The 17,740-nt window shown below is 68.4% G+C and carries 20 protein-coding genes and 2 tRNA genes; 7 read left to right on the forward strand and 15 right to left on the reverse strand.

Going from position 1 to position 17,740, the window contains the following annotated elements:
- Positions 1–26: 26 nt before the first annotated feature.
- The 3 genes from E1J50_RS04995 (at position 27) to panB (ending at position 2,418) form a co-directional block, all read left to right on the forward strand.
- Positions 27–425 (forward strand): thioredoxin family protein, encoded by a 399-nt coding sequence (locus E1J50_RS04995; RefSeq protein WP_132251031.1) that lies wholly within the window; start codon positions 27–29, stop codon positions 423–425.
- A gap of 32 nt (positions 426–457) precedes the next feature.
- Positions 458–1,177, forward strand: a complete 720-nt coding sequence (locus tag E1J50_RS05000) for a cytochrome c biogenesis CcdA family protein (RefSeq protein ID WP_132251033.1) — start codon at positions 458–460, stop codon at positions 1,175–1,177.
- Positions 1,178–1,593: 416 nt separating this feature from the next.
- Positions 1,594–2,418 (forward strand): 3-methyl-2-oxobutanoate hydroxymethyltransferase, encoded by an 825-nt coding sequence (gene panB / locus E1J50_RS05005; RefSeq protein ID WP_132251035.1) that lies wholly within the window; start codon positions 1,594–1,596, stop codon positions 2,416–2,418.
- 14 nt (positions 2,419–2,432) lie between these two features.
- Here panB and E1J50_RS05010 read toward each other — a convergent pair whose 3' ends face one another.
- The 6 genes from E1J50_RS05010 to E1J50_RS05035 all read right to left on the reverse strand — a co-directional run bounded on the left by E1J50_RS05010 (position 2,433) and on the right by E1J50_RS05035 (position 5,326).
- Positions 2,433–2,927 carry an HD domain-containing protein gene (locus E1J50_RS05010; protein WP_132251037.1) on the reverse strand — a complete coding sequence of 165 codons (495 nt, stop codon included), beginning with the start codon at positions 2,925–2,927 and terminating at the stop codon, positions 2,433–2,435.
- 58 nt (positions 2,928–2,985) lie between these two features.
- Positions 2,986–3,216 (reverse strand): hypothetical protein, encoded by a 231-nt coding sequence (locus E1J50_RS05015; protein ID WP_132251039.1) that lies wholly within the window; start codon positions 3,214–3,216, stop codon positions 2,986–2,988.
- Positions 3,217–3,351: 135 nt separating this feature from the next.
- On the reverse strand, positions 3,352–3,654 hold the full coding sequence (locus tag E1J50_RS05020) for a hypothetical protein (protein ID WP_132251041.1): 303 nt from the start codon (positions 3,652–3,654) through the stop codon (positions 3,352–3,354).
- A gap of 231 nt (positions 3,655–3,885) precedes the next feature.
- Positions 3,886–3,960: transfer RNA gene (locus tag E1J50_RS05025), tRNA-Thr, on the reverse strand.
- A gap of 129 nt (positions 3,961–4,089) precedes the next feature.
- Positions 4,090–4,548 (reverse strand): NUDIX hydrolase, encoded by a 459-nt coding sequence (locus E1J50_RS05030; protein ID WP_132251043.1) that lies wholly within the window; start codon positions 4,546–4,548, stop codon positions 4,090–4,092.
- A 310-nt stretch (positions 4,549–4,858) separates the two neighbouring features.
- Positions 4,859–5,326, reverse strand: a complete 468-nt coding sequence (locus E1J50_RS05035) for a MarR family winged helix-turn-helix transcriptional regulator (RefSeq protein ID WP_132251045.1) — start codon at positions 5,324–5,326, stop codon at positions 4,859–4,861.
- 434 nt (positions 5,327–5,760) lie between these two features.
- Between E1J50_RS05035 and E1J50_RS05040 the strand changes: the two genes are divergently transcribed.
- Together E1J50_RS05040 and E1J50_RS05045 are read left to right on the forward strand one after the other, a co-directional pair.
- Positions 5,761–5,837: transfer RNA gene (locus E1J50_RS05040), tRNA-Arg, on the forward strand.
- Between the two features lie 208 nt (positions 5,838–6,045).
- Entirely contained in the window at positions 6,046–6,555 is a 510-nt protein-coding gene (locus E1J50_RS05045) for a hypothetical protein (RefSeq protein ID WP_132251047.1), read from the forward strand.
- A gap of 15 nt (positions 6,556–6,570) precedes the next feature.
- Here the strand turns inward: E1J50_RS05045 and E1J50_RS05050 are convergent, their stop codons facing one another.
- Genes E1J50_RS05050 through cyoA form a run of 5 tightly spaced genes read right to left on the reverse strand, consistent with a single transcriptional unit; the run spans position 6,571 to position 11,620 of the window.
- The gene (locus E1J50_RS05050; protein ID WP_132251049.1) at positions 6,571–7,320 is read right to left on the reverse strand and encodes an SURF1 family protein; all 750 of its coding nucleotides are present in this window, start codon (positions 7,318–7,320) and stop codon (positions 6,571–6,573) included.
- A gap of 31 nt (positions 7,321–7,351) precedes the next feature.
- A complete protein-coding gene (gene cyoD, locus E1J50_RS05055) occupies positions 7,352–7,780 on the reverse strand; it encodes a cytochrome o ubiquinol oxidase subunit IV (RefSeq protein WP_132251051.1) in 429 nt (142 codons plus the stop codon).
- Complete coding sequence (cyoC, locus tag E1J50_RS05060; protein ID WP_132251053.1) at positions 7,777–8,406, reverse strand: cytochrome o ubiquinol oxidase subunit III; 630 nt, start codon at positions 8,404–8,406, stop codon at positions 7,777–7,779. Before cyoC ends, cyoD begins: the two co-directional genes overlap by 4 nt.
- A 3-nt stretch (positions 8,407–8,409) precedes the next feature.
- Positions 8,410–10,413: a cytochrome o ubiquinol oxidase subunit I gene (gene cyoB, locus E1J50_RS05065; protein ID WP_132251055.1), complete on the reverse strand. Its 2,004-nt coding sequence runs from the start codon at positions 10,411–10,413 to the stop codon at positions 8,410–8,412.
- Positions 10,414–10,459: 46 nt separating this feature from the next.
- Positions 10,460–11,620, reverse strand: coding sequence for a ubiquinol oxidase subunit II (gene cyoA / locus E1J50_RS05070; protein ID WP_132251057.1), 1,161 nt, complete (start codon positions 11,618–11,620; stop codon positions 10,460–10,462).
- Positions 11,621–11,925: 305 nt separating this feature from the next.
- On the opposite strand from cyoA, the gene E1J50_RS05075 reads away from it, so the two are divergent.
- Entirely contained in the window at positions 11,926–13,260 is a 1,335-nt protein-coding gene (locus tag E1J50_RS05075) for an MFS transporter (protein WP_132251059.1), read from the forward strand.
- 39 nt (positions 13,261–13,299) lie between these two features.
- Here E1J50_RS05075 and E1J50_RS05080 read toward each other — a convergent pair whose 3' ends face one another.
- The 4 genes from E1J50_RS05080 to E1J50_RS05095 form a co-directional block, all read right to left on the reverse strand.
- The gene (locus tag E1J50_RS05080) at positions 13,300–14,040 is read right to left on the reverse strand and encodes a Crp/Fnr family transcriptional regulator (protein ID WP_165937780.1); all 741 of its coding nucleotides are present in this window, start codon (positions 14,038–14,040) and stop codon (positions 13,300–13,302) included.
- Between the two features lie 177 nt (positions 14,041–14,217).
- Positions 14,218–14,787, reverse strand: coding sequence for a PepSY domain-containing protein (locus E1J50_RS05085; RefSeq protein ID WP_132251063.1), 570 nt, complete (start codon positions 14,785–14,787; stop codon positions 14,218–14,220).
- Positions 14,788–14,860: 73 nt separating this feature from the next.
- Complete coding sequence (locus E1J50_RS05090) at positions 14,861–15,865, reverse strand: SDR family oxidoreductase (RefSeq protein WP_132251065.1); 1,005 nt, start codon at positions 15,863–15,865, stop codon at positions 14,861–14,863.
- 95 nt (positions 15,866–15,960) lie between these two features.
- A complete protein-coding gene (locus E1J50_RS05095) occupies positions 15,961–16,818 on the reverse strand; it encodes a manganese catalase family protein (RefSeq protein ID WP_132251067.1) in 858 nt (285 codons plus the stop codon).
- A gap of 387 nt (positions 16,819–17,205) precedes the next feature.
- On the opposite strand from E1J50_RS05095, the gene E1J50_RS05100 reads away from it, so the two are divergent.
- Entirely contained in the window at positions 17,206–17,715 is a 510-nt protein-coding gene (locus tag E1J50_RS05100; RefSeq protein WP_132251069.1) for a ferritin-like domain-containing protein, read from the forward strand.
- Positions 17,716–17,740 lie beyond the last annotated feature (25 nt).

Genomic DNA, 17,740 nt, shown 5'->3' on the forward strand with positions numbered 1-17,740 from the left:
CTCGAACCCGCACCGCAGAGATCCCGATGACGACGACGCGACGTGCCCTTCTCGCCCTCGGAGCCGTGGCCGTGCTCGCGCTGGCCCCGAACGAGGGTCGCGCCGCGCCGGGGCGGCCCTTCTCGGCTGAGGCCTTCGCCGCCGCGCAGGAAGGGGGGCGCCCGATCCTCATCGCCGTCGCCGCGCCCTGGTGCCCGATCTGCCGCACACAGAAGCCGATCCTCGCCAAGCTCGCCGAGGATCCGCGCTGTAAGGGGCTCGAAATCTTCGAGATCGATTTCGACACGCAGAAGGACCTGATGCGGCGCTTCGATGCGCGCCAGCAGAGCACGCTCATCGCCTTCAAGGGCGCGACCGAGGTCGGGCGCTCCGTCGGCGAGACCCAGCCGGAATGGATCGAGTCCCTCTTGGAGAAGATGCTCTAGGTCCTCGCGCCGATCACGGGACATCTCCGGCCATGCCCGGAAGCCTCGCCCTCGCCTTCCTCGCGGGATGCCTGACCGTGCTCTCGCCCTGCGTGCTGCCGCTGCTGCCACTCGTCCTCGGCGCGGCGTCCTCCGAGCATCGCCTCGGGCCTGCGGCGCTCGCCGCCGGTCTCACGCTCTCCTTCGTCGCGATCGGCCTCTTCGTGGCCACGATCGGTTTCGCGGCCGGCCTCGACGGGGAGCTGTTCCGCAAGGTTGCCGCGAGCCTGATGCTGGCGCTCGGCCTCGTTCTCCTGCTTCCCACGCTGCAGACGCGGATCGCGGCCGCGGGCGGCCCGCTCAGCAACTGGACGGATGCGCGCTTCGGCGGCTTCTCAACGGCAGGGCTCGGTGGGCAGTTCGGTCTCGGCCTGCTGCTCGGCGCGGTCTGGAGCCCCTGCGTGGGCCCGACGCTGGGCGCCGCCTCGCTCCTGGCGGCGCAGGGCCGCGACCTGCCCCAGGTGGCCGCCACGATGACGCTGTTCGGGATCGGCGCCGCCCTCCCCCTCCTCCTGCTCGGCCTCCTCTCGCGCGAGGTGCTGGCCGGGTGGCGCTCCCGGCTCCTGCAGGCCGGGCACGGCCTCAAGATCGCGCTCGGCCTTCTCCTGATCCTGGCGGGCGCCGCGATCCTCGCCGGGCTCGACAAGCGCGCCGAGGCCACCCTCGTCGAGGCCTCCCCGGCCTGGCTCAACGCCTTGACCACGCGGTACTGAACGCGCCGGCCCAGAGGCCGGGCTCGGGCGCTTTCGCGCAAAAAATCAGGCCATTGGACCGGCCGCCCGCGCTCGATCCGATTGACACTGCCTCGGTTGTGGCAGAAAAAAGGCAGCGCCCGGGAGCGGCCCGACGTCTTGGGAGGAAACGCCCGCAAAGGGCAGCGGGACGACAGGCGAAACGCCGTCCCCGCAAACATCGCCGCAGGCACTCCCGGGCTGCCTTCGCCTCGCCTCCCCCTCCCCTGCTTGATCCCGCGCGACGTCTGTCACCGTCCGCACCGTGCAGCCCCATTCCGGCAGGATTTCCGGCGCCGCGCGCTGTATAAGCGCGCGACGGGATGCGGGCGGCCATCTTCCGGACAGGTCCGGCCGGCTGCGCCGCCCCGGCCTGCGTGAACGAGGGTCCTGAGTCGATGTCCCAGATGGTGCAGTCCCGCCGCGTCCGCGCCGTCGACCTTGCGAAGTTCAAGGCCGCGGGCCGCAAGATCATCGCGCTGACCGCCTACCACGCCCATACGGCCAGCATCCTCGACCGGCATTGCGACGTGATCCTCGTGGGCGATTCCCTCGGCATGGTGATGCACGGGCTCGAATCGACTCTGCCCGTCACCCTCGAGATGATGATCCTGCAGGCGCAGGCGGTGATGCGAGGCACCGCGAAGGCGCTGGTCGTGGTCGACATGCCCTTCGGCTCCTACGAGGCGAGCCCGGAGCAGGCCTTCCTCAACGCGGCCCGCGTGCTCAAGGAGACCGGTGCCGGCGCGATCAAGATGGAGGGGGGCGCGCATTTCGCCGACACCGTGGCCTTCCTGACGAAGCGCGGCATCCCCGTGATGGGGCATATCGGCCTCACCCCCCAATCGGTGAACACGATGGGCGGCTTCCGCGTGCAGGGGCGCGGCCCCGGCGACGAGGCGCGTCTCCTAGAGGATGCCCGCGCCATCAGCGAGGCCGGCGCCTTCGCGATCGTGCTGGAGGGCATCGTCGAGCCGGTTGCCCGGGTGATCGCGGCGGCCGACACCGTCACGGCGGCGACGATCGGCATCGGGGCCACCGCCGCCTGCGACGGGCAGATCCTCGTGCTCGAGGACATGCTCGGCCTGAGCGACCGCGCACCGAAATTCGTGAAGGCGTTCGGCTCGCTGCGCACGCAGATCGAGGCGGCCGTCGAGGCCTATGCGGAGGAGGTCCGCAGCGGCCGCTTCCCGGCCGACGAGCACACCTACCCGCCGCGCTGAGGCCGCCCCGCGCCTCAGCCGCCGGTGTAGCCGAGCGAGGCGGCCGCCGCCCGCAGCGCGGCGAAGGAGGTCTCGTAGCGCTCGCGCAGGAAGCCGCCCTCGGGCAGCGTGCGGTCGGGGGAGAGGTTGTCCTCGTTGTCGGACATCTTGATCAGGATCGCGGCGAGGCTGCCGCTCGCGATCACCGCGGCCGTGCGCTCCGGATAGGGCGTGCGCTGCACCGGCTTCGTCAGGATCTTCACGGTGGCGATGACGGGCGCCGAGAAGCCCGCCGCCGAGAGGTCGGCCTCGGTCCTGGGCGTGTCCTCCAGAACGTCGTGGAGGATCGCGGCCTGCATCACCTCCATCGGGTCGATGGCGAGGCGGTCGACCGCACGGGCGTGCCCGGCCCGCTTCACGGCGGCGTTGGCGACGCGCTCGAGATGCCGGATATAGGGCTGGCCGCCCTTGTCGATCTGCCCGGCATGCGCCGTGATGGCGAAGCTGTGGGCCTCGAAGATCGACGGCATCGGCCTCCCCCTCCCGTCGCGGACAGCCGTGTCCCGGCGCGACCGGGCCGATGCCCGGCTATCGGCCGACCGGCGGCCGGCGCCGGCGCATGTAGAGATAGAGCGCGGCCGACAGCCCCACCAGCAGCAGGACGAGCCAGAGCCAGTTGAGATCGACGTCCTGCGGCTGCGGGCTCGCCGTGGCCGGCTTGCTCTCGGGGATCGGCGGCGCCGGCGAGGTCGCCTGGGCGAGGGCCTCGCGGGCGCTGATGAACAGCAGCAGCAGGGCAGTCGGCAGCGGTCTCAGCATCGCGACACTCCTTCTCCAGGGGCCAACCGAGGCCGCGAAGGAGGTGTTCCTCCCGGGCCCCGTGGCGCGGCACCACGAAAAAGGGCCGGCGATGCCGGCCCTCGTCGTCGAATCTTACACGCGTTCCGCGGCCGCTCAGCGCCGGCCGACCGAGGTGCCACCCTCGGCGCCGCCGGAGCTCTTGGCCGTGCCGCCGCTCTGCGGGCTGCCCGCCCCGACCGTGCTGCCCGTGGTGGCCCCGGCCCCGGCCCCGCCCCCGGTGCCGCCGGTCGCGGAGCCGGTCGCGCGCTCCATGCTCTTCTCGCTGTTGCTCTTCACGCTGCCCGGGCTGTTCATGTTGCCCTCGGCGCTTCCGCCGCCGGCAGCGGTCTGCGCCCAGGCGGCACCCGTCAGCGAGAGGGCCATGGCGGCGGCGAGCGCGATCGTCTTGGTGGTCATTGGATGTCTCTTCCCTTGGTTGTTTCCAAGGATTCGAACGCCCGATGGGGCGAGTTGTTCATTCTCGCCTATGCAATCTTGGGTATTCGCGCCCGGAACGACGCGAGCCGCTCCATGCGAATGTCGCGAAAGGTTCCGCTTGAAATCGGCCGTGCGGCAGAGAAATCGCCGCGCCTTGCGCGCGCCACTCCTTCGACCGTCGAAGCGTCAGGTTAAGCGGAGGGGTTGGGCTGGTGCTGCGAGAGAGGATTGAACTCTCGACCTCCTCATTACCAATGAGGTGCTCTACCACTGAGCTACCGCAGCGAGCGGTGTGGCGGGTCACGCTGGCGCGTTCCCGTCCGACCGCGAGCGGCATTAGCGGATCGCGGCCGGCTTGGCAATCGGCGGAATCGCGGCGGGCGCCGATCTTCGCGGTGGCGCGCTCCGCAATCCTCAGCCCCGCGATGCGTCCTCGCGCTTCAGGGCGGCCCGGATGATGGCGGCGAGGCCGGGCTCCGCCACCGCATCCGCCGCTTCCGAGGGCGCGAACCAGCGCTGCTCGCGCTCGCTCTGCTCCGGCCAGCGCTTGAGCTGCTTGCGCACCTCGAGCGGGAACACCTTCACTTGGCAGAGCACGGAGTCCCGGTTCTTCAGCCGCTTCTCGTAGATGTAGAATCCAAGCGGCCGCTTGCCGACGTTCCCGATGATGCCGGCCTCCTCGTAGGCCTCGCGGGCCGCCGCCTCGAAGGGCTTGCGCCCCTTCATCGGCCAGCCCTTCGGGATGACCCAGCGCCGGCTCTCGCGCGAGGTGACGAGCATCACCGCGTAGCTGCCATCGGCCGCCTTGCGGAACGGCAGCGCGCCGACCTGGCGCTGGGTCGGACGCTCGGCGTCGTGGGGGATCGTCGTCATGACCTGCCCGCGCGCGAGCACGCGCCGACAATCCCGCACGCGGCAGGGGGCGCGTCACGTGACGGGAGCGGGGATCCTGACGGTTTGATGATCCGAGACCTCCAGGGAAAACGGGTGCGTGAGTGGGCGTCGATGCGGGAGCGAGCGCGACGACCGCACGCGACCTGACGCCTTCGCCACTCCCGCCATATGCGCGAAGCTCGGCGTGTCTCAAGCACCAAGTTAACCGGCAAACAAAATTTTCGGAGTGCGGCGGGCTGGGACGGGCCCTCAGGCCGCGGCCCGGCTACGCGCGCCACGGGCACAGGCATCAGCCGTGCGCGGAGAGGTTCTCGATCAGATGGTTGAGATCGGCGCGCATCGCCTGGATCTCCGGCTCGCTCAGATTGAGCTGGCACATCACGGATTGGCGGACGTGCACCGCCTCGGCCCGCAGCGAGCGCCCCTGCGGGGTGAGCCCGATCTCGACCTCCCGCTCGTCGCTCTGGCGCCGGTTGCGCACGAGGAGGCCCGCGCTCTCGAGCCGCTTCAGGACCGGGGTCAGGGTGCCGGAATCCAGGCGCAGGCGACGGCCGATCTCGGAGACGGTGACCCCCTCCGTTTCCCACAGCACGAGCAGCACGAGGTATTGCGGGTAGGTGAGGCCGAGCCGCTCCAAGAGTGGACGATAGGATTTCGTCATGCGGTGCGCGGCCGCGTAGAGAGCGTAGCAGAGCTGGTTGTCGAGCAGGAGCGGATCCCAGAGGGCGCCCGCACTGTCATTCGGAGCGTTCACCATACCCACCATGCTGTCCACCCAAGCCTCACCGGCGGGGGTGCGTGGCGGCGCATTCCAGCCGGGGCCCTGCATAGCATGATACCGAGGCCGAACCGCCTAGGTACCTGCAGCATTCTTCCACAGAGCTTGTGAGATAATGCGGGTCCGAGCCCAAATTTCCAGTGCCCCCGCGGTCATCTGAAGCCCAGATTTTGTTCATGCGCGGCGGCGTGCGTCCGCAAACGTCGAATTCCCGCCCCGAGAGCGGGGTCTCGCCGCCGAAGCCGCCACCGAACCGGACTGGATTGCGGCGGCCGAGCCGAACTTGGCAGGCGCCAGGGGATGCACGGCGGGGCCACGGAAACTCGGCCGTCGGAAGGGCTTGCCAAGCCCGGAACGACCCACTAAACACCGCCCTCGACCGGCCCGGCCAACAACGCCGCCGCGTCGACAGCGCGCCCGTAGCTCAGCTGGATAGAGCACCAGACTACGAATCTGGGGGTCAGAGGTTCGAATCCTTTCGGGCGCGCCATTCTCCGCACGGATAGGTCTCGAGGTGTCTGTCACCTCGCGAAACGTGCGGCCTTCATCGACATCGAGCGAGTCAATCACGCACCGGACTGCGCAGCCGCGGTCCCGGCGCGCTCCGCTCCGACGACCTTTCATCGCCTTTTCCGCTCGGGCGAAGCAGGCGCGATCGCGCGAGGAACGGCCGGCCGGGGATCGAACTGGCACGATGCATGCTGCAGCACCTCCGCGACGCAGGCTGGACGCTCCCGGAGGCGCTGGTGACGGGGCTCACGATAAGCGACGAGGAACTGGAGCGGCCCGCGCTGCTGACGCTGTGGCCGCATGGGGTCGAGACGAAGGCTGTCGAGCCGCGGGAGATCGAGACGCTCCGCCAAGCCCTGGAGGAGGCCTTCGCCGTTCTGGAGGACGACACGGGCATGCCCTGGATCACGACCGATGGCGGCACGATCCTGTCGCCCTCGGTGCTCTCCTGCCTGTCCCGTTCGGATGCCGCCGCCCTGCCCCTTGAGCCCGTCGCAGCGGTCGCGCAGGATCGGGCGCCGGCCGCGCAACGTGGCCGCCCTTCATCGGGGCACCCGCTGAGGCACGGATGGACGGACCCGCGGCCGGACATCCCCCCCTTCGTGCACCGGCTCGGTCTCCTCGCAGGCGAACGCGAGCGCCGCCCGCTCCAGAGCGGCGCACGGCGCGCCCGCTCCGGCCCTGCCCTGCCCAGCTGAGGCCGCGCAGGTGCGTCAGGCGCGCCGCGGACGGCGCAGGGCGTCGCGGAACAGGTAGGCCGTGCCCGCGGCGACCATCAGGGCCAGGGCGTACCACGTGAGCGCGTAGACGAGGTGATCGTTCCGGAAGGCGATGGTCGTCAGGCCTCCGACCGGTAGGCCGCCGGGATTGGCGCTCGCATCCGCATCGATGAAGAACGGCGCGACGTCCCCCAATCCGCGCGCCTGCGCGATCGCTGCGACGTCGCGTGAGAACCAGCGCCCGCCCGCCGGATCGTTGCTGCGCAGGAAGGCGCCACCGGGCTCGCTGAGGCGCAGCAGCCCCGTCACGGTCGTCTCGCTGGGGATCTGGCTCTGCGCCCGCGTGGCGGCGTCCCTGCGCTCGGGCGGCACGAACCCGCGATTGATCAGGAACCGGTCGCCGTCGGGCGTCTCGAGGGGGGTGAGCACCCAGAAGCCGCCGCCGAGCTCGGTCACGGCCTGAACCAGCGTCTCCCGGTCGTGCTGGAAGCGACCGCGCACGCGCAGGCGCCGATAGGCGTCGTCCGTTCCGATCGCGGCCCAGGCCTCCCGGGCCGGCGGCGCGGCCGGTGCCGCGTGGATCCGTGCATCGACCCGGGCGATCAGGTCGAGCTTCCAGGTCCGTCGCTGCACCTGCCAGGTGCCGAGCCCGACGAGGATTGCGAAGGCGGCGAGCGCCGCGATCCCGACCAGGCCGAGGAAACGGCCGGTCGGGCGGGGAGGCGCCGCTTTCGGCGCGCTCACGAATGGGCGCTCCGCGAAACGGCCCTGCCCGTCAGCGGGAGGGCGCGGCCGGCATGTGATGCTGCATGTCGTGGCCCGACATCGGCATCATGTTGGCGTTGAGGTGATACATCACCCACAGCGAGGCGATCAGCGTGATCACGACGAGTGTCAGCGTGAAGATCAGCGCCAGGAAGGTCCAGCCGCCTTCCGACTTCGTGTCCATGTGCAGGAAGTAGATCATGTGCACGATGATCTGAACCACGGCAAAGGCCATGATCACGAGGCTCGTGGTGCGGTTGTCGCCGAGCACGTCCGCCATCACCAGCCAGAACGGGATCGCGGTGAGAATGACGGACAGGACGAACCCGGTCATGTAGCCGCGGAAGGTGGCGTGGCTGCCGCCGCCGGCATGGCCGTGGTCGTGACCGTGGCCGGCCCCGTGCGCGCCGGAGGTGTGCGAGTTGGCGCTGGCGCTCATTGCAGCACTCCCATCAGGTACACGAAGGTGAAGACGCCGATCCAGATCACGTCGAGGAAGTGCCAGAACATCGACAGGCACATCAGCCGGCGCTGATTCTCGGCGATGAGCCCGCGCTGGCGCACCTGGATCATCAGCACGACGAGCCAGATGATGCCGAGGCTCACGTGCAGGCCGTGCGTGCCGACCAGGGTGAAGAAGGCGGAGAGGAAGCCGCTGCGCTGGGGCGTCGCGCCCTCATGGATCAGGTGGGCGAATTCGTAGAGCTCGATGCCGACGAAGCCGAGGCCGAACAGGCCCGTGACCGCGAGCCAGCCGAGCGTGGCGGCCTGCCGGTCCCGCTGCATCTCCAGCATGGCAAAGCCGTAGGTGATGGAGGAGAGGAGCAGCATGGACGTGTTGAGAGCCACGAGCGGCAGCTCGAACAGGTCCTTCGGCGAAGGCCCGGCCGCGTAATTGCGGCCGAGCACGGCGTAGGTGGCGAACAGGACCGCGAAGATGAGGCAGTCGCTCATCAGGTAGATCCAGAAGCCCAGCATGGTGCTGCCTTCTGGATGGTGGTCCTCCTCCAGGTGGAAGCTCGGCGTCTCGGCGAGGCCCTGGGTCTTGGATGCGAGGGTCGCCATGGCTCAGGCCCGTCCGGAGATCAGCGCGGTGCGCGCGCCCTCGGCCCGGACGACGTCGTCGGCCGGAATGTGGAAGTCGCGGTCGTAGTTGAAGGTGTGGCCGACCGTCACGACGAACATCGCCAGGAAGGCCAGCGCCGCGAGCCACCAGACGTACCAGATCATCGCGAACGAGAAGGCGATGCTGAGCACGCCGAGGATGAAGCCGGTGCCGGTGTTCCTCGGCATGTGGATCGCACGGAATCCCTGCAGCGGCCGGTCGTAGCCGCGCTTCTTCATGTCCCACCACGCGTCGTGATCGTGGATCACGGGCGTGAAGGCGAAGTTGTAGTCCGGCGGCGGCGAGGAGGTGGACCATTCGAGCGTGCGGCCGTTCCACGGGTCGCCCGTCAGGTCGCGCAGTTCCTCGCGCCGGAGGACGCTCACGACGAGCTGGATCCCGAAGGAGAGGATGCCGAGCAGGATCAGGAAGGCGCCGAAGGCCGCGATCACGAACCAGATCTGCAGGGACGGGTCATCGAAGTGCTGCAGGCGCCGCGTCACCCCCATCAGGCCCAGGATGTAGAGGGGCATGAAGGCGACCCAGAAGCCGGTGAGCCAGAACCAGAAGGACATCTTCCCCCAGACCGGGTCGAGCTTGAAGCCGAATGCCTTCGGGAACCAGTAGGTGATGCCCGCGAGCAGGCCGAACACCACGCCGCCGATGATCACGTTGTGGAAGTGGGCGATCAGGAACAGCGAATTGTGGAGCACGAAGTCGGCCGGGGGCACGGCGAGGAGCACGCCGGTCATGCCGCCGACGACGAAGGTCACCATGAAGCCGACCGTCCAGAGCATCGGCACCTCGAAGCGGATCCGCCCGCGGTACATCGTGAACAGCCAGTTGAAGATCTTGGCGCCCGTCGGGATCGAGATGATCATCGTCGTGATCCCGAAGAACGAGTTCACCGACGCGCCCGACCCCATCGTGAAGAAGTGGTGCAGCCAGACGAGGTAGGACAGGATCGTGATGACGACCGTGGCGTAGACCATCGAGGCATAGCCGAACAGGCGCTTGCCCGAATAGGTCGAGACGACCTCCGAGAAGATGCCGAAGGCGGGCAGGATGAGGATGTAGACCTCCGGATGACCCCAGATCCAGATGAGGTTGACGTACATCATCGGGTTGCCGCCGAGGTCGTTCGAGAAGAAGTGCGTGCCGACGTAGCGGTCGAGCGACAGCAGCGCGAGGACGGCGGTCAGGATCGGGAAGGCGGCGACGATGAGCACGTTGGTGCACAGCGCGGTCCAGGTGAAGACCGGCATCTTCATCATGGTCATGCCGGGCGCCCGCATCTTCACGATGGTGGCGATGAGGTTGATGCCGGAGAGCAGGGTGCCGATGCCGGCGATCTGCAGCGCCCAGATGTAGTAGTCGACGCCGACGCCGGGGCTCGCCGCCGGGCCGGAGAGCGGCGGATAGGCGAGCCAGCCGGTGCGGGCGAACTCGCCGACGAAGAGCGAGGCCATCACGGTTACCGCGCCGCTGACCGTCATCCAGAAGCTGAAATTGTTTAGGAACGGGAAGGCGACGTCGCGGGCGCCGATCTGCAGCGGCACGACGAAGTTCATCAGCCCCGTCACGAGCGGCATGGCGAAGAAGAAGATCATGATCACGCCGTGGGCGGTGAAGATCTGATCGTAGTGGTGCGGCGGCAGGTAGCCCTCGTTGGCGCCGAAGGCCATCGCCTGCTGGGCCCGCATCATGAGCGCGTCCGCGAAGCCGCGCAGCAGCATGACGAGCGCCAGGATCACGTACATGATGCCGATCTTCTTGTGATCGACGCTCGTGATCCAGTCGCGCCAGAGGGTGCCCCAGAAGCGGAAATAGGTGATCGCGCCGAGCACCGCGACGCCGCCGAGGACGACGCCGATGAAGGTGATGATCAGGATCGGCTCGTGATAGGGAATCGCTTCGAGTGTCAGGCGCCCGAAGATCAGTTTCTGGAGATCCAGATTCGAGAACATGGGTTTTCGCTCGTTGGCGGGGTGCGGCGGCCGTCGAGGCGCCGGCTCAGTGGTTCAGTTGCGCGGGCGCCGGGGTGCCGTGCTGGTGCCCGGAATGGTCGTGGCCTGCATCGGGAGCCTCGCCGCGGCCCTTGACGGCGGGGTCCTGCGCGTCGGGCTTCATGCCCTGCGGCTGCACATCGCCCTTGGCGGGGCGCCCGGAGGCGGGGACGGTGGCGGCATCGCCCTCCTCGCCCGAGACGGCATGGCGGTTGTCGTATTCCAGCCGCTCCCGGTTGTGGTGGCTCTCCTTCCCGGCGCCCCCCATCGCGTCGATGTGCATCATCTCGCTCATGCACATCTTGCCGGGCACCGCGCACATGTTGAGGATCGCGCTGTAGAGACCCTGGTCGGAGGACGCGAAGTACTGAACCGGCTCCTGCTCGCTCGGCTTCTCGAGCTTCAGGTAGGCCTCGCGGGTCAGGGTCTTGCCGTCGGCCTTCACCTTGGCGACCCACTGGTCGAAGCCGTCCTTATCGAGCCCGTGGAACTTGAAGTTCATCCGGGAGAAGCCGGAGCCGCTGTAATTGGCCGAGAAGCCCTCGTAGGTGCCGGCCTTGTTGATCACCGCGTGCAGCTTCGTCTCCATGCCGGCCATGGCGTAGATCTGGCCCGCCAGAGCCGGAATGTAGAACGAGTTCATGATCGAGGCCGAGGTGATCTTGAAGTTGATCGGCACGTCGACGGGGGCCGCGAGCTCGTTCACGGTCGCGATGCCCTGGTCGGGATAGAAGAACAGCCACTTCCAATCGAGGGCGACGACCTCGACCGTGACGGGCTTCACGTCCGCCGGCAGCGGCCGCGACGCGTCGAGCCGGGACAGGGGCCGGTAGGGATCGAGCGTGTGGGTGCTGATCCAGGTGAGCGCGCCGAGCGCGATGATGATCACCAGCGGCGCGGCCCAGATCACGACCTCGAGCTGGGTGGAGTGGTGCCAGTCGGGATCGTAGGTGGCCTGTGTGTTCGACGCGCGGTACCGCCACGCGAAGAAGAGCGTCAGCGCGATCACCGGCAGGATGATAAGCAGCATCAGCCCCGTCGAGGCGATGACGAGGTCGCGCTGCCGGACGGCGATGTCGCCGGACGGCTGCATCACGACCATGTTGCAGCCCGCCAGCAGGCCGAGCAGGGGGACCAGCGCGAGGGCGCGAAGCTGTCTGAGACGCATCAGATCGTATCGATGGTGGGCCGGGACGGCACTTCTGGACCCGGACGCGGCGCGTCGGAACGCACCCCGGGAATCACGCGGCTTTACTGCGCTGCACCATGTCGGTATGGCAAGTGCACCGATGTCTCACCTGTGGGCGCCGCAGGCATGGCAGGGTTGACCGGACCGGATATGTTCCTCCGGCCGAACGGATGCATGAGGGCGCGTCGCCGCGCCGCCGTGATCCTGCGGTGCGCACGCGCCATAATTCCCGTTTCCGGAAACGGCGGCCCGTTTCCGTCGCTTCAGAGAGCGACCTGCCGACGATGAACTCAGACTACGCCCTGCCCGCATCCGACCCGCTCGAGCGCGATGCCCGCCTCGTCTCGACCGACCACAAGGTCGACCCGAGCGAGATCGCGATGGGCGTCATCATCGGCCGCACGTCGGAGTTCTTCGACTTCTTCGTGTTCGGCATCGCCTCGGTGCTCATCTTCCCGAAGGTGTTCTTCCCCTTCGCCGAGCCGCTCACCGGCACCCTCTACGCCTTCGGCATCTTCGCCCTCGCCTTCGTGGCGCGCCCGATTGGGTCCATCGCCTTCATGGAGGTGGATCAGCGCTACGGGCGCGGCGTGAAGCTGACGATCGCGCTCTTCCTGCTGGGCTCGTCGACCGCCGCGATCAGCTTCCTGCCGAGCTACGACCATCTCGGGAAGACGGCGATCGTTCTGCTCGCCGCCTTCCGGATCGGCCAGGGGCTCGCGCTCGGCGGCGCCTGGGACGGCCTCGCGTCGCTGCTGGCGCTGAACGCGCCGGAGAACCGCCGCGGCTGGTACGCGGCCATGCCGCAGCTCGGGGCCCCCCTCGGCTTCATGCTGGCGAGCGCGCTGTTCTCGTTCTTCCTGGCCAACCTGACGCCCGAGGACTTCCTCGATTGGGGTTGGCGCTACCCGTTCTACGTCGCCTTCGCGGTGAACGTGGTCGCCCTGTTCGCGCGGCTGCGCCTCGTCGCCACGGACGAGTTCGTCAACCTTCTCCAGACGCAGGAGCTGGAGCCGGTGCCCGTCCTGGAATTGCTGCGGGTGCATTGGCGGCACGTCCTCATCGCCGCCTTCGTGCCGCTGGCGAGCTTCGCGCTCTTCCACCTCGTCACGATCTTCCCGATCAGCTGGATCACGCTGTTCACCCAGCGCTCGGCGGGCGAGTTCCTGATGGTTCAGTTCGCCGGTGCGACCATGGCCGCGGGCGCGATCCTGGCATCCGGCCTGATGGCGGACCAGATCGGGCGCAGGACCATGCTTGCGATCTGCGCTGGCCTGATCGCGCTCTTCGCACTCGGCAGCATCCTGGCGCCCCTCCTGTTCGGCGACAGCATGGCGGGACAGACGGTCTACGTGGTGGTGGGCTTCGGGCTGCTCGGCCTGTCCTACGGGCAGACGGCGGGCGCCGTCTCCTCGAATTTCGGGACGCGCTACCGCTACACCGGTTCGGCGCTGAGCTCGGATCTCGCCTGGGTGGTCGGTGCCGGCTTCGCGCCGCTCGTGGTGCTCAGCCTGTCCAGCCGCTACGGGCTGGCCTGCGTCGGGCTGTATCTGCTGTCGGGTGCCATCGCGACGCTGCTCGCGCTCGGCGTGAACAAGCTCGAGGCCCGGACCGCCTGAGGCGACGGGGCACGCATATCGAGTGAGCCGGCGGGCGACCTAGTCCCCGGCCGGCACCGGGTCCGAGGACGCCGACAGGCCCTCGAGGTCGAGATAGGCCGGATCGAACCCCGCAAAGTCCCGCAGCCGCTCCATGTCCGGCACGAGTAGCCGGTGGCGCTGCCACACGATCAACTCCTCCTTGCGCAGCGTCTGCAGGACCCGGTTGATGTGGACGTGCGACACGCCGAGGGCGTCCGCGAGGTCGACTTGCGAGAGGTTGAACTCGCAGCCCGACCCGTCGACGAGCCCGACGGCCCTGAGGCAGGTGAGCAACTCGCAGAGCAGGTGCGCGAGACGCTGCACGGCCGGGCGGCTGTCGTTGACGAGCCACTCGCGGGAGCGGTTGAGTTCGACCAGGGCGAGCCACCAGAGGGCGCGGTTGATCCCGGGATGCCGTGCCATCGCGTCCTGCAGTGCAGTCCGTGACACGTCGACGACGGATGTGCGCGTGAGCGCGGACACCCGCCATTCCGTGGCTCGGCTGCTGCGTGGCGGAACGCGGCAGAGGTCACCCGGCAGGACGAAGGAGACGATGCGCCGCGTGCCGTCGAGAAGCGTCTTGTAGCGGCAGGCGAGACCGCTCATCACGATGTAGATGCGCTCGAATTCGCCGTCGGACGGGAACTCCTGACGCGCGGCGAGCGCGCGGGCGTTCTGGGAGAGCGACGCGAGGGCCTGCCGTTCCTCCGCCGACAGCAAGCCTGCATGCTCCAGCTTGCGGATGAAGGGATTGCTCAACGCGCGACCGTAATCTGCCTTAGCGAACAGCATAGCTTGGCTTCGGGTGCGGCAACAGGACCGCACTACCATGAGTGGTATGCGCTCCCGGCAGGGCCCCGAAGCGAGTGGGCCGGTCCGTCCCGCGGCGAACCGGCCCTCCCCGATCTGTGTCGTTACTCCGGCTCGGACCCCAACTCAGTTCCCGATCACCTTGCCGTCCGGCCCGACCTTGACCTCCTGGGACCGGTCCGCGAGTGCGACGGAGATCTCGTACTGCACGGATTGTCCGTCGCGCTCGACCTCCGCCTCGTAGGCCTTGCCGCCGCCGGCCTTCTGCTCGGCGATGGCGAGCGCGTCCTTGAGCGAGGTCTTGGCGTTCTGGAAGTCGGCGGTCTTCAGGCGGGTGAAGTAGCGCTCGATCGGCTGATTCTCGCTCTTGTAGACGGCGCCGCTATCCGCATCGATGCCGTACTCGATCAGCTTGCCGTCTGGGTAGACGACCTTGATGCTGTAATGCGCCGGGTTCTTACCGTCGGCCTTCTCGAAATCGGCGTCGATCGCCCGGCCCTTGTCGCCCTGGCTCTCGGCGGTGGCGAGGGCTTGCGCGAGGCCGACCTTCGCGAGCTTGGCGACCTGGAACTCCTTCAGGTCGCCGCTGGCCTGGTTGGCCTGCGGTGCGGTGCCGGTCGCGGCCGGCGCCTGCGCGAGAGCGAGGCCGGCGGAGAGGGCGAGAAGGCCGGCGGCGCCGGCAAGACGGTTGAGCATGGCGGGTCTCCCGTTCGGGATGCGTTTCAGGATCCCTGCAACGCACTGGCCGCCCGCCGAGTTGCCGAACTCCTCAGCTCCGCCGCCGGCCGCTTCCGATCAGGCTCGTCGCGGCGAGCCCGATGGCCGCCGCGACGGCGGCCGCGGTGACGGGATGGAGCACACTGCGGGTGTAGAGGCTGCGGCGCATGACGTAGCCGGGATGATCGCCGCTCGTGCGGCCACCCTGACCCGGCCTGTAGAGCGTCCCGTCCCGGTCGTGGGCCGGCTCGTCGCGAAGCTGCTGGGCGACCATGGTTCGGGCGACTCGATCGAAGGTGCGGGGCGCGAGGCTCTGAGCCGCGCTCATCACGCGCCCGCCGCCCCCGACGTAGATGTCGCGCTGCGGGTGAACGGCGGCGTGGACGATCGCCTCCGCCACTTCCTCGGTCCGGTAGACGGGCGGGGGCAGCTTCGGCTGCCGATCCGTGTAGTTCTTCGCGTTCTCCGGGAAGGGCGTGTCGATCGCCGCCGGCTTGATGAGCGTCACCGCGACCGGTGCGCCCTCCTCCTCCAGCTCGATCCGAAGGGCGTCGGTGAAGCCTTTGATCGCGTGCTTCGTCGCGCAGTACATGCCCTGCAGGGGGAAGGCGAGGTCCGAGGCGACGCTGCCGAGGTTGATCAGGACACCCCCGCTCCGCTTGAGGTGAGGCAGAGCGACCAGAGAGCCGTGTACGACGCCCCAGAAGTTCGTCTCGAACAGCCTGCGGCTATCGTCGTCGTTGACTTCCTCGAGGCGCCCGAAGATCGACAGGCCGGCGTTGTTGACCCAGGTGTCGATGCGCCCGAAGCACGAGACCGCCCGCTCCGCCACGGCCTCGACCTGCGCCCGGTCGCTCACATCCGCGCGCACGATCTCGGCTCGCCCGCCCTCCCGCGCGATCTCGGATTGTAGCTCGGCGAGCGCCTCGACGTTCCGCGCCGCGAGGACGACCCGAGCCCCGCGCGACGCGGCGGCGCGCGCAGTGGCGAGGCCGATCCCGCTCGACGCGCCGGTGACGACGATCACCTGCTGGTTCAGGGGCCTGTGTGCGCTCATGCCGAAACTCCTCCGGCGCTCGAAGCGCCGCCTTCCTGCAAAAATCCGGATGGGATGGATCGCGGGCGGAGCCTCCGGCTCCGCCCGCCCATCGCTCAGCCCATCTGCTGGGTCTGTGCGGCGCTGTCCGGCCTTGCCGGGCCGAGGACCGGCTCCTCGCCCATCGGCTTGTTCTGGAACACGCCGAACGTGCCCTTGCCGTCGAGCGACGGGCCGCTCGTCCAGCGGCCTTCGGGGGGCGGCGAACCGTCGTGCGAGGTTGCGAAGAACTGGTAGCTGAATTCCTGCTTCTCGGCCTCCTGCGGGAAGCTGTTCGGAATCGGCAGGTTGGCCTCCTTGCCCCCGAGGTCCTCGACCACGGCGAGCCATTGCTGCTGATGCATGGTGTCGCGGGCGATCAGGAAGCTCCACATGTCGCGCATGCCCGGGTCGTTCGTGGCATTGTACAGGCGCACCGCCAGGGTGCGGCCGGTCGCCTCTGCCGCCACGTTGCAGTACATGTCTGCGGCGAGGTTCCCGCTGGCGTAGATGTGGCTCATGTCGAATGGCACGCCGTCCGCGTTGCCGGGGAAGGCGGACATGCCGGTCGAGAGCAGCGTCTTGTGCAGCATGCCCTCGGCGACGTGGCGCGGGTTCTCGCCGCCCAGCACCGCCCCGACGATCGCGTCCGCTGCGCCGGCCTCCTGCACCTTGGTGGGGGCCGTCTCCAGGTTCAGGGCGACGGCGGTGGCGAGCATCTCGATATGGCCGATCTCCTCGGTCGCGGTGTTCAGCAGCATGTCGCGGTACTTCGTCGTCGGACCGCGGGCGCCCCAGGCTTGGAAGAAGTACTGCATACAGACGCGGATCTCACCCTCGATGCCGCCGATGGCCTGCTGCAGCATGCGGGCGTAGACCGGATCCGGGCTGTCGACGCGGACGGGGTACTGGGTGCGCTTGTCGAAATAGTACATGGGTCGGCTCCTGCTGTGCGCTGTGATGGTTGTCCGGGAACACCCGCCGCGAGCCTGCGTGACGTCCGAGCCCCATGGCTTCGCCTGGACCGGCCGCGGGGGTGCCGCGGACACGATCTTCCGTGCGTGAGCGACGATCCTGTCCGGCGACGATGCGAAGAGGGACCGACCGGCGACGTGGCAAGGGGCGGGTTTCGTTGGGGAAATCACGCCTGAGATCGGTTGTTCCGAGCCGCCAAGCAAAGATTACACTTATTAATCCAAATTAATTTCCCGCATTTCGCGAAAAGCTCGGCCATTCCGAAGAATTCGGTCGCAGGAACTTTCATCAGGTCCGAGGCTTTGCGATTTGCAATCCGTTCCAGCATCGCAAAGAGGACATTTTCGATGACTCTCGACACGCGCGACATCTATGTGACGGCCCTGAAGAACACGCATGCCCTGGAGATGCAGGCGCTTCAGATCATGGAGCGTCAGGTCGAGCGCCTGCAGCGCTATCCCGAGATGGAGGACGCGCTGCGCCGCCACATCGAGGAGACCCACGGCCAGCGCACCCGGCTCGAGGAAGCGCTCCAGGCGGTGGGCGACAGCCCGTCGGCGCTCAAGGAGGGCTTCCTCGGCATCGTCGGGAACATGATGGCGATCGGCCACACCCCCGCCCAGGACGAGATCCTGAAGAACACCTACGCGAACCATGCCTTCGAGAATTTCGAGATCGCGGCCTACGAATCCCTCCTGACGATCACCGAGGCGGCCGGCCAACGGGGGAGCATCACCGGCTTCCAGCAATCGCTGAAGGAGGAAGAGGCGATGGCCCGCCGCGTCCGCGAACTCGTCGGCCCGACCACCCGCCGTTACCTCGAACTCACGATCTCGGGCGAGAAGGCGGATCGATAAGGGACCTGGGCCCTGCCTCTGCGCG

Origin of the sequence: Methylobacterium segetis (assembly GCF_004348265.1) — a bacterium.
Lineage (GTDB): Bacteria > Pseudomonadota > Alphaproteobacteria > Rhizobiales > Beijerinckiaceae > Methylobacterium > Methylobacterium segetis.

What these genes read in the sequence shown, in the direction of transcription:
- E1J50_RS04995 (WP_132251031.1), top strand. Translation starts at nt 27, where the DNA reads ATGACGACGACGCGACGTGCCCTTCTCGCCCTCGGAGCCGTGGCCGTG.
- E1J50_RS05010 (WP_132251037.1), bottom strand. Translation starts at nt 2,927, where the DNA reads ATGCCGTCGATCTTCGAGGCCCACAGCTTCGCCATCACGGCGCATGCC.
- E1J50_RS05015 (WP_132251039.1), bottom strand. Translation starts at nt 3,216, where the DNA reads ATGCTGAGACCGCTGCCGACTGCCCTGCTGCTGCTGTTCATCAGCGCC.
- E1J50_RS05095 (WP_132251067.1), bottom strand. Translation starts at nt 16,818, where the DNA reads ATGTACTATTTCGACAAGCGCACCCAGTACCCCGTCCGCGTCGACAGC.
- E1J50_RS05045 (WP_132251047.1), top strand. Translation starts at nt 6,046, where the DNA reads ATGCTGCAGCACCTCCGCGACGCAGGCTGGACGCTCCCGGAGGCGCTG.
- cyoB (WP_132251055.1), bottom strand. Translation starts at nt 10,413, where the DNA reads ATGTTCTCGAATCTGGATCTCCAGAAACTGATCTTCGGGCGCCTGACA.
- E1J50_RS05090 (WP_132251065.1), bottom strand. Translation starts at nt 15,865, where the DNA reads ATGAGCGCACACAGGCCCCTGAACCAGCAGGTGATCGTCGTCACCGGC.
- panB (WP_132251035.1), top strand. Translation starts at nt 1,594, where the DNA reads ATGTCCCAGATGGTGCAGTCCCGCCGCGTCCGCGCCGTCGACCTTGCG.
- cyoA (WP_132251057.1), bottom strand. Translation starts at nt 11,620, where the DNA reads ATGCGTCTCAGACAGCTTCGCGCCCTCGCGCTGGTCCCCCTGCTCGGC.
- E1J50_RS05000 (WP_132251033.1), top strand. Translation starts at nt 458, where the DNA reads ATGCCCGGAAGCCTCGCCCTCGCCTTCCTCGCGGGATGCCTGACCGTG.
- E1J50_RS05020 (WP_132251041.1), bottom strand. Translation starts at nt 3,654, where the DNA reads ATGACCACCAAGACGATCGCGCTCGCCGCCGCCATGGCCCTCTCGCTG.
- E1J50_RS05030 (WP_132251043.1), bottom strand. Translation starts at nt 4,548, where the DNA reads ATGACGACGATCCCCCACGACGCCGAGCGTCCGACCCAGCGCCAGGTC.
- E1J50_RS05035 (WP_132251045.1), bottom strand. Translation starts at nt 5,326, where the DNA reads ATGGTGAACGCTCCGAATGACAGTGCGGGCGCCCTCTGGGATCCGCTC.
- cyoD (WP_132251051.1), bottom strand. Translation starts at nt 7,780, where the DNA reads ATGAGCGCCAGCGCCAACTCGCACACCTCCGGCGCGCACGGGGCCGGC.
- E1J50_RS05100 (WP_132251069.1), top strand. Translation starts at nt 17,206, where the DNA reads ATGACTCTCGACACGCGCGACATCTATGTGACGGCCCTGAAGAACACG.
- E1J50_RS05085 (WP_132251063.1), bottom strand. Translation starts at nt 14,787, where the DNA reads ATGCTCAACCGTCTTGCCGGCGCCGCCGGCCTTCTCGCCCTCTCCGCC.
- E1J50_RS05075 (WP_132251059.1), top strand. Translation starts at nt 11,926, where the DNA reads ATGAACTCAGACTACGCCCTGCCCGCATCCGACCCGCTCGAGCGCGAT.
- cyoC (WP_132251053.1), bottom strand. Translation starts at nt 8,406, where the DNA reads ATGGCGACCCTCGCATCCAAGACCCAGGGCCTCGCCGAGACGCCGAGC.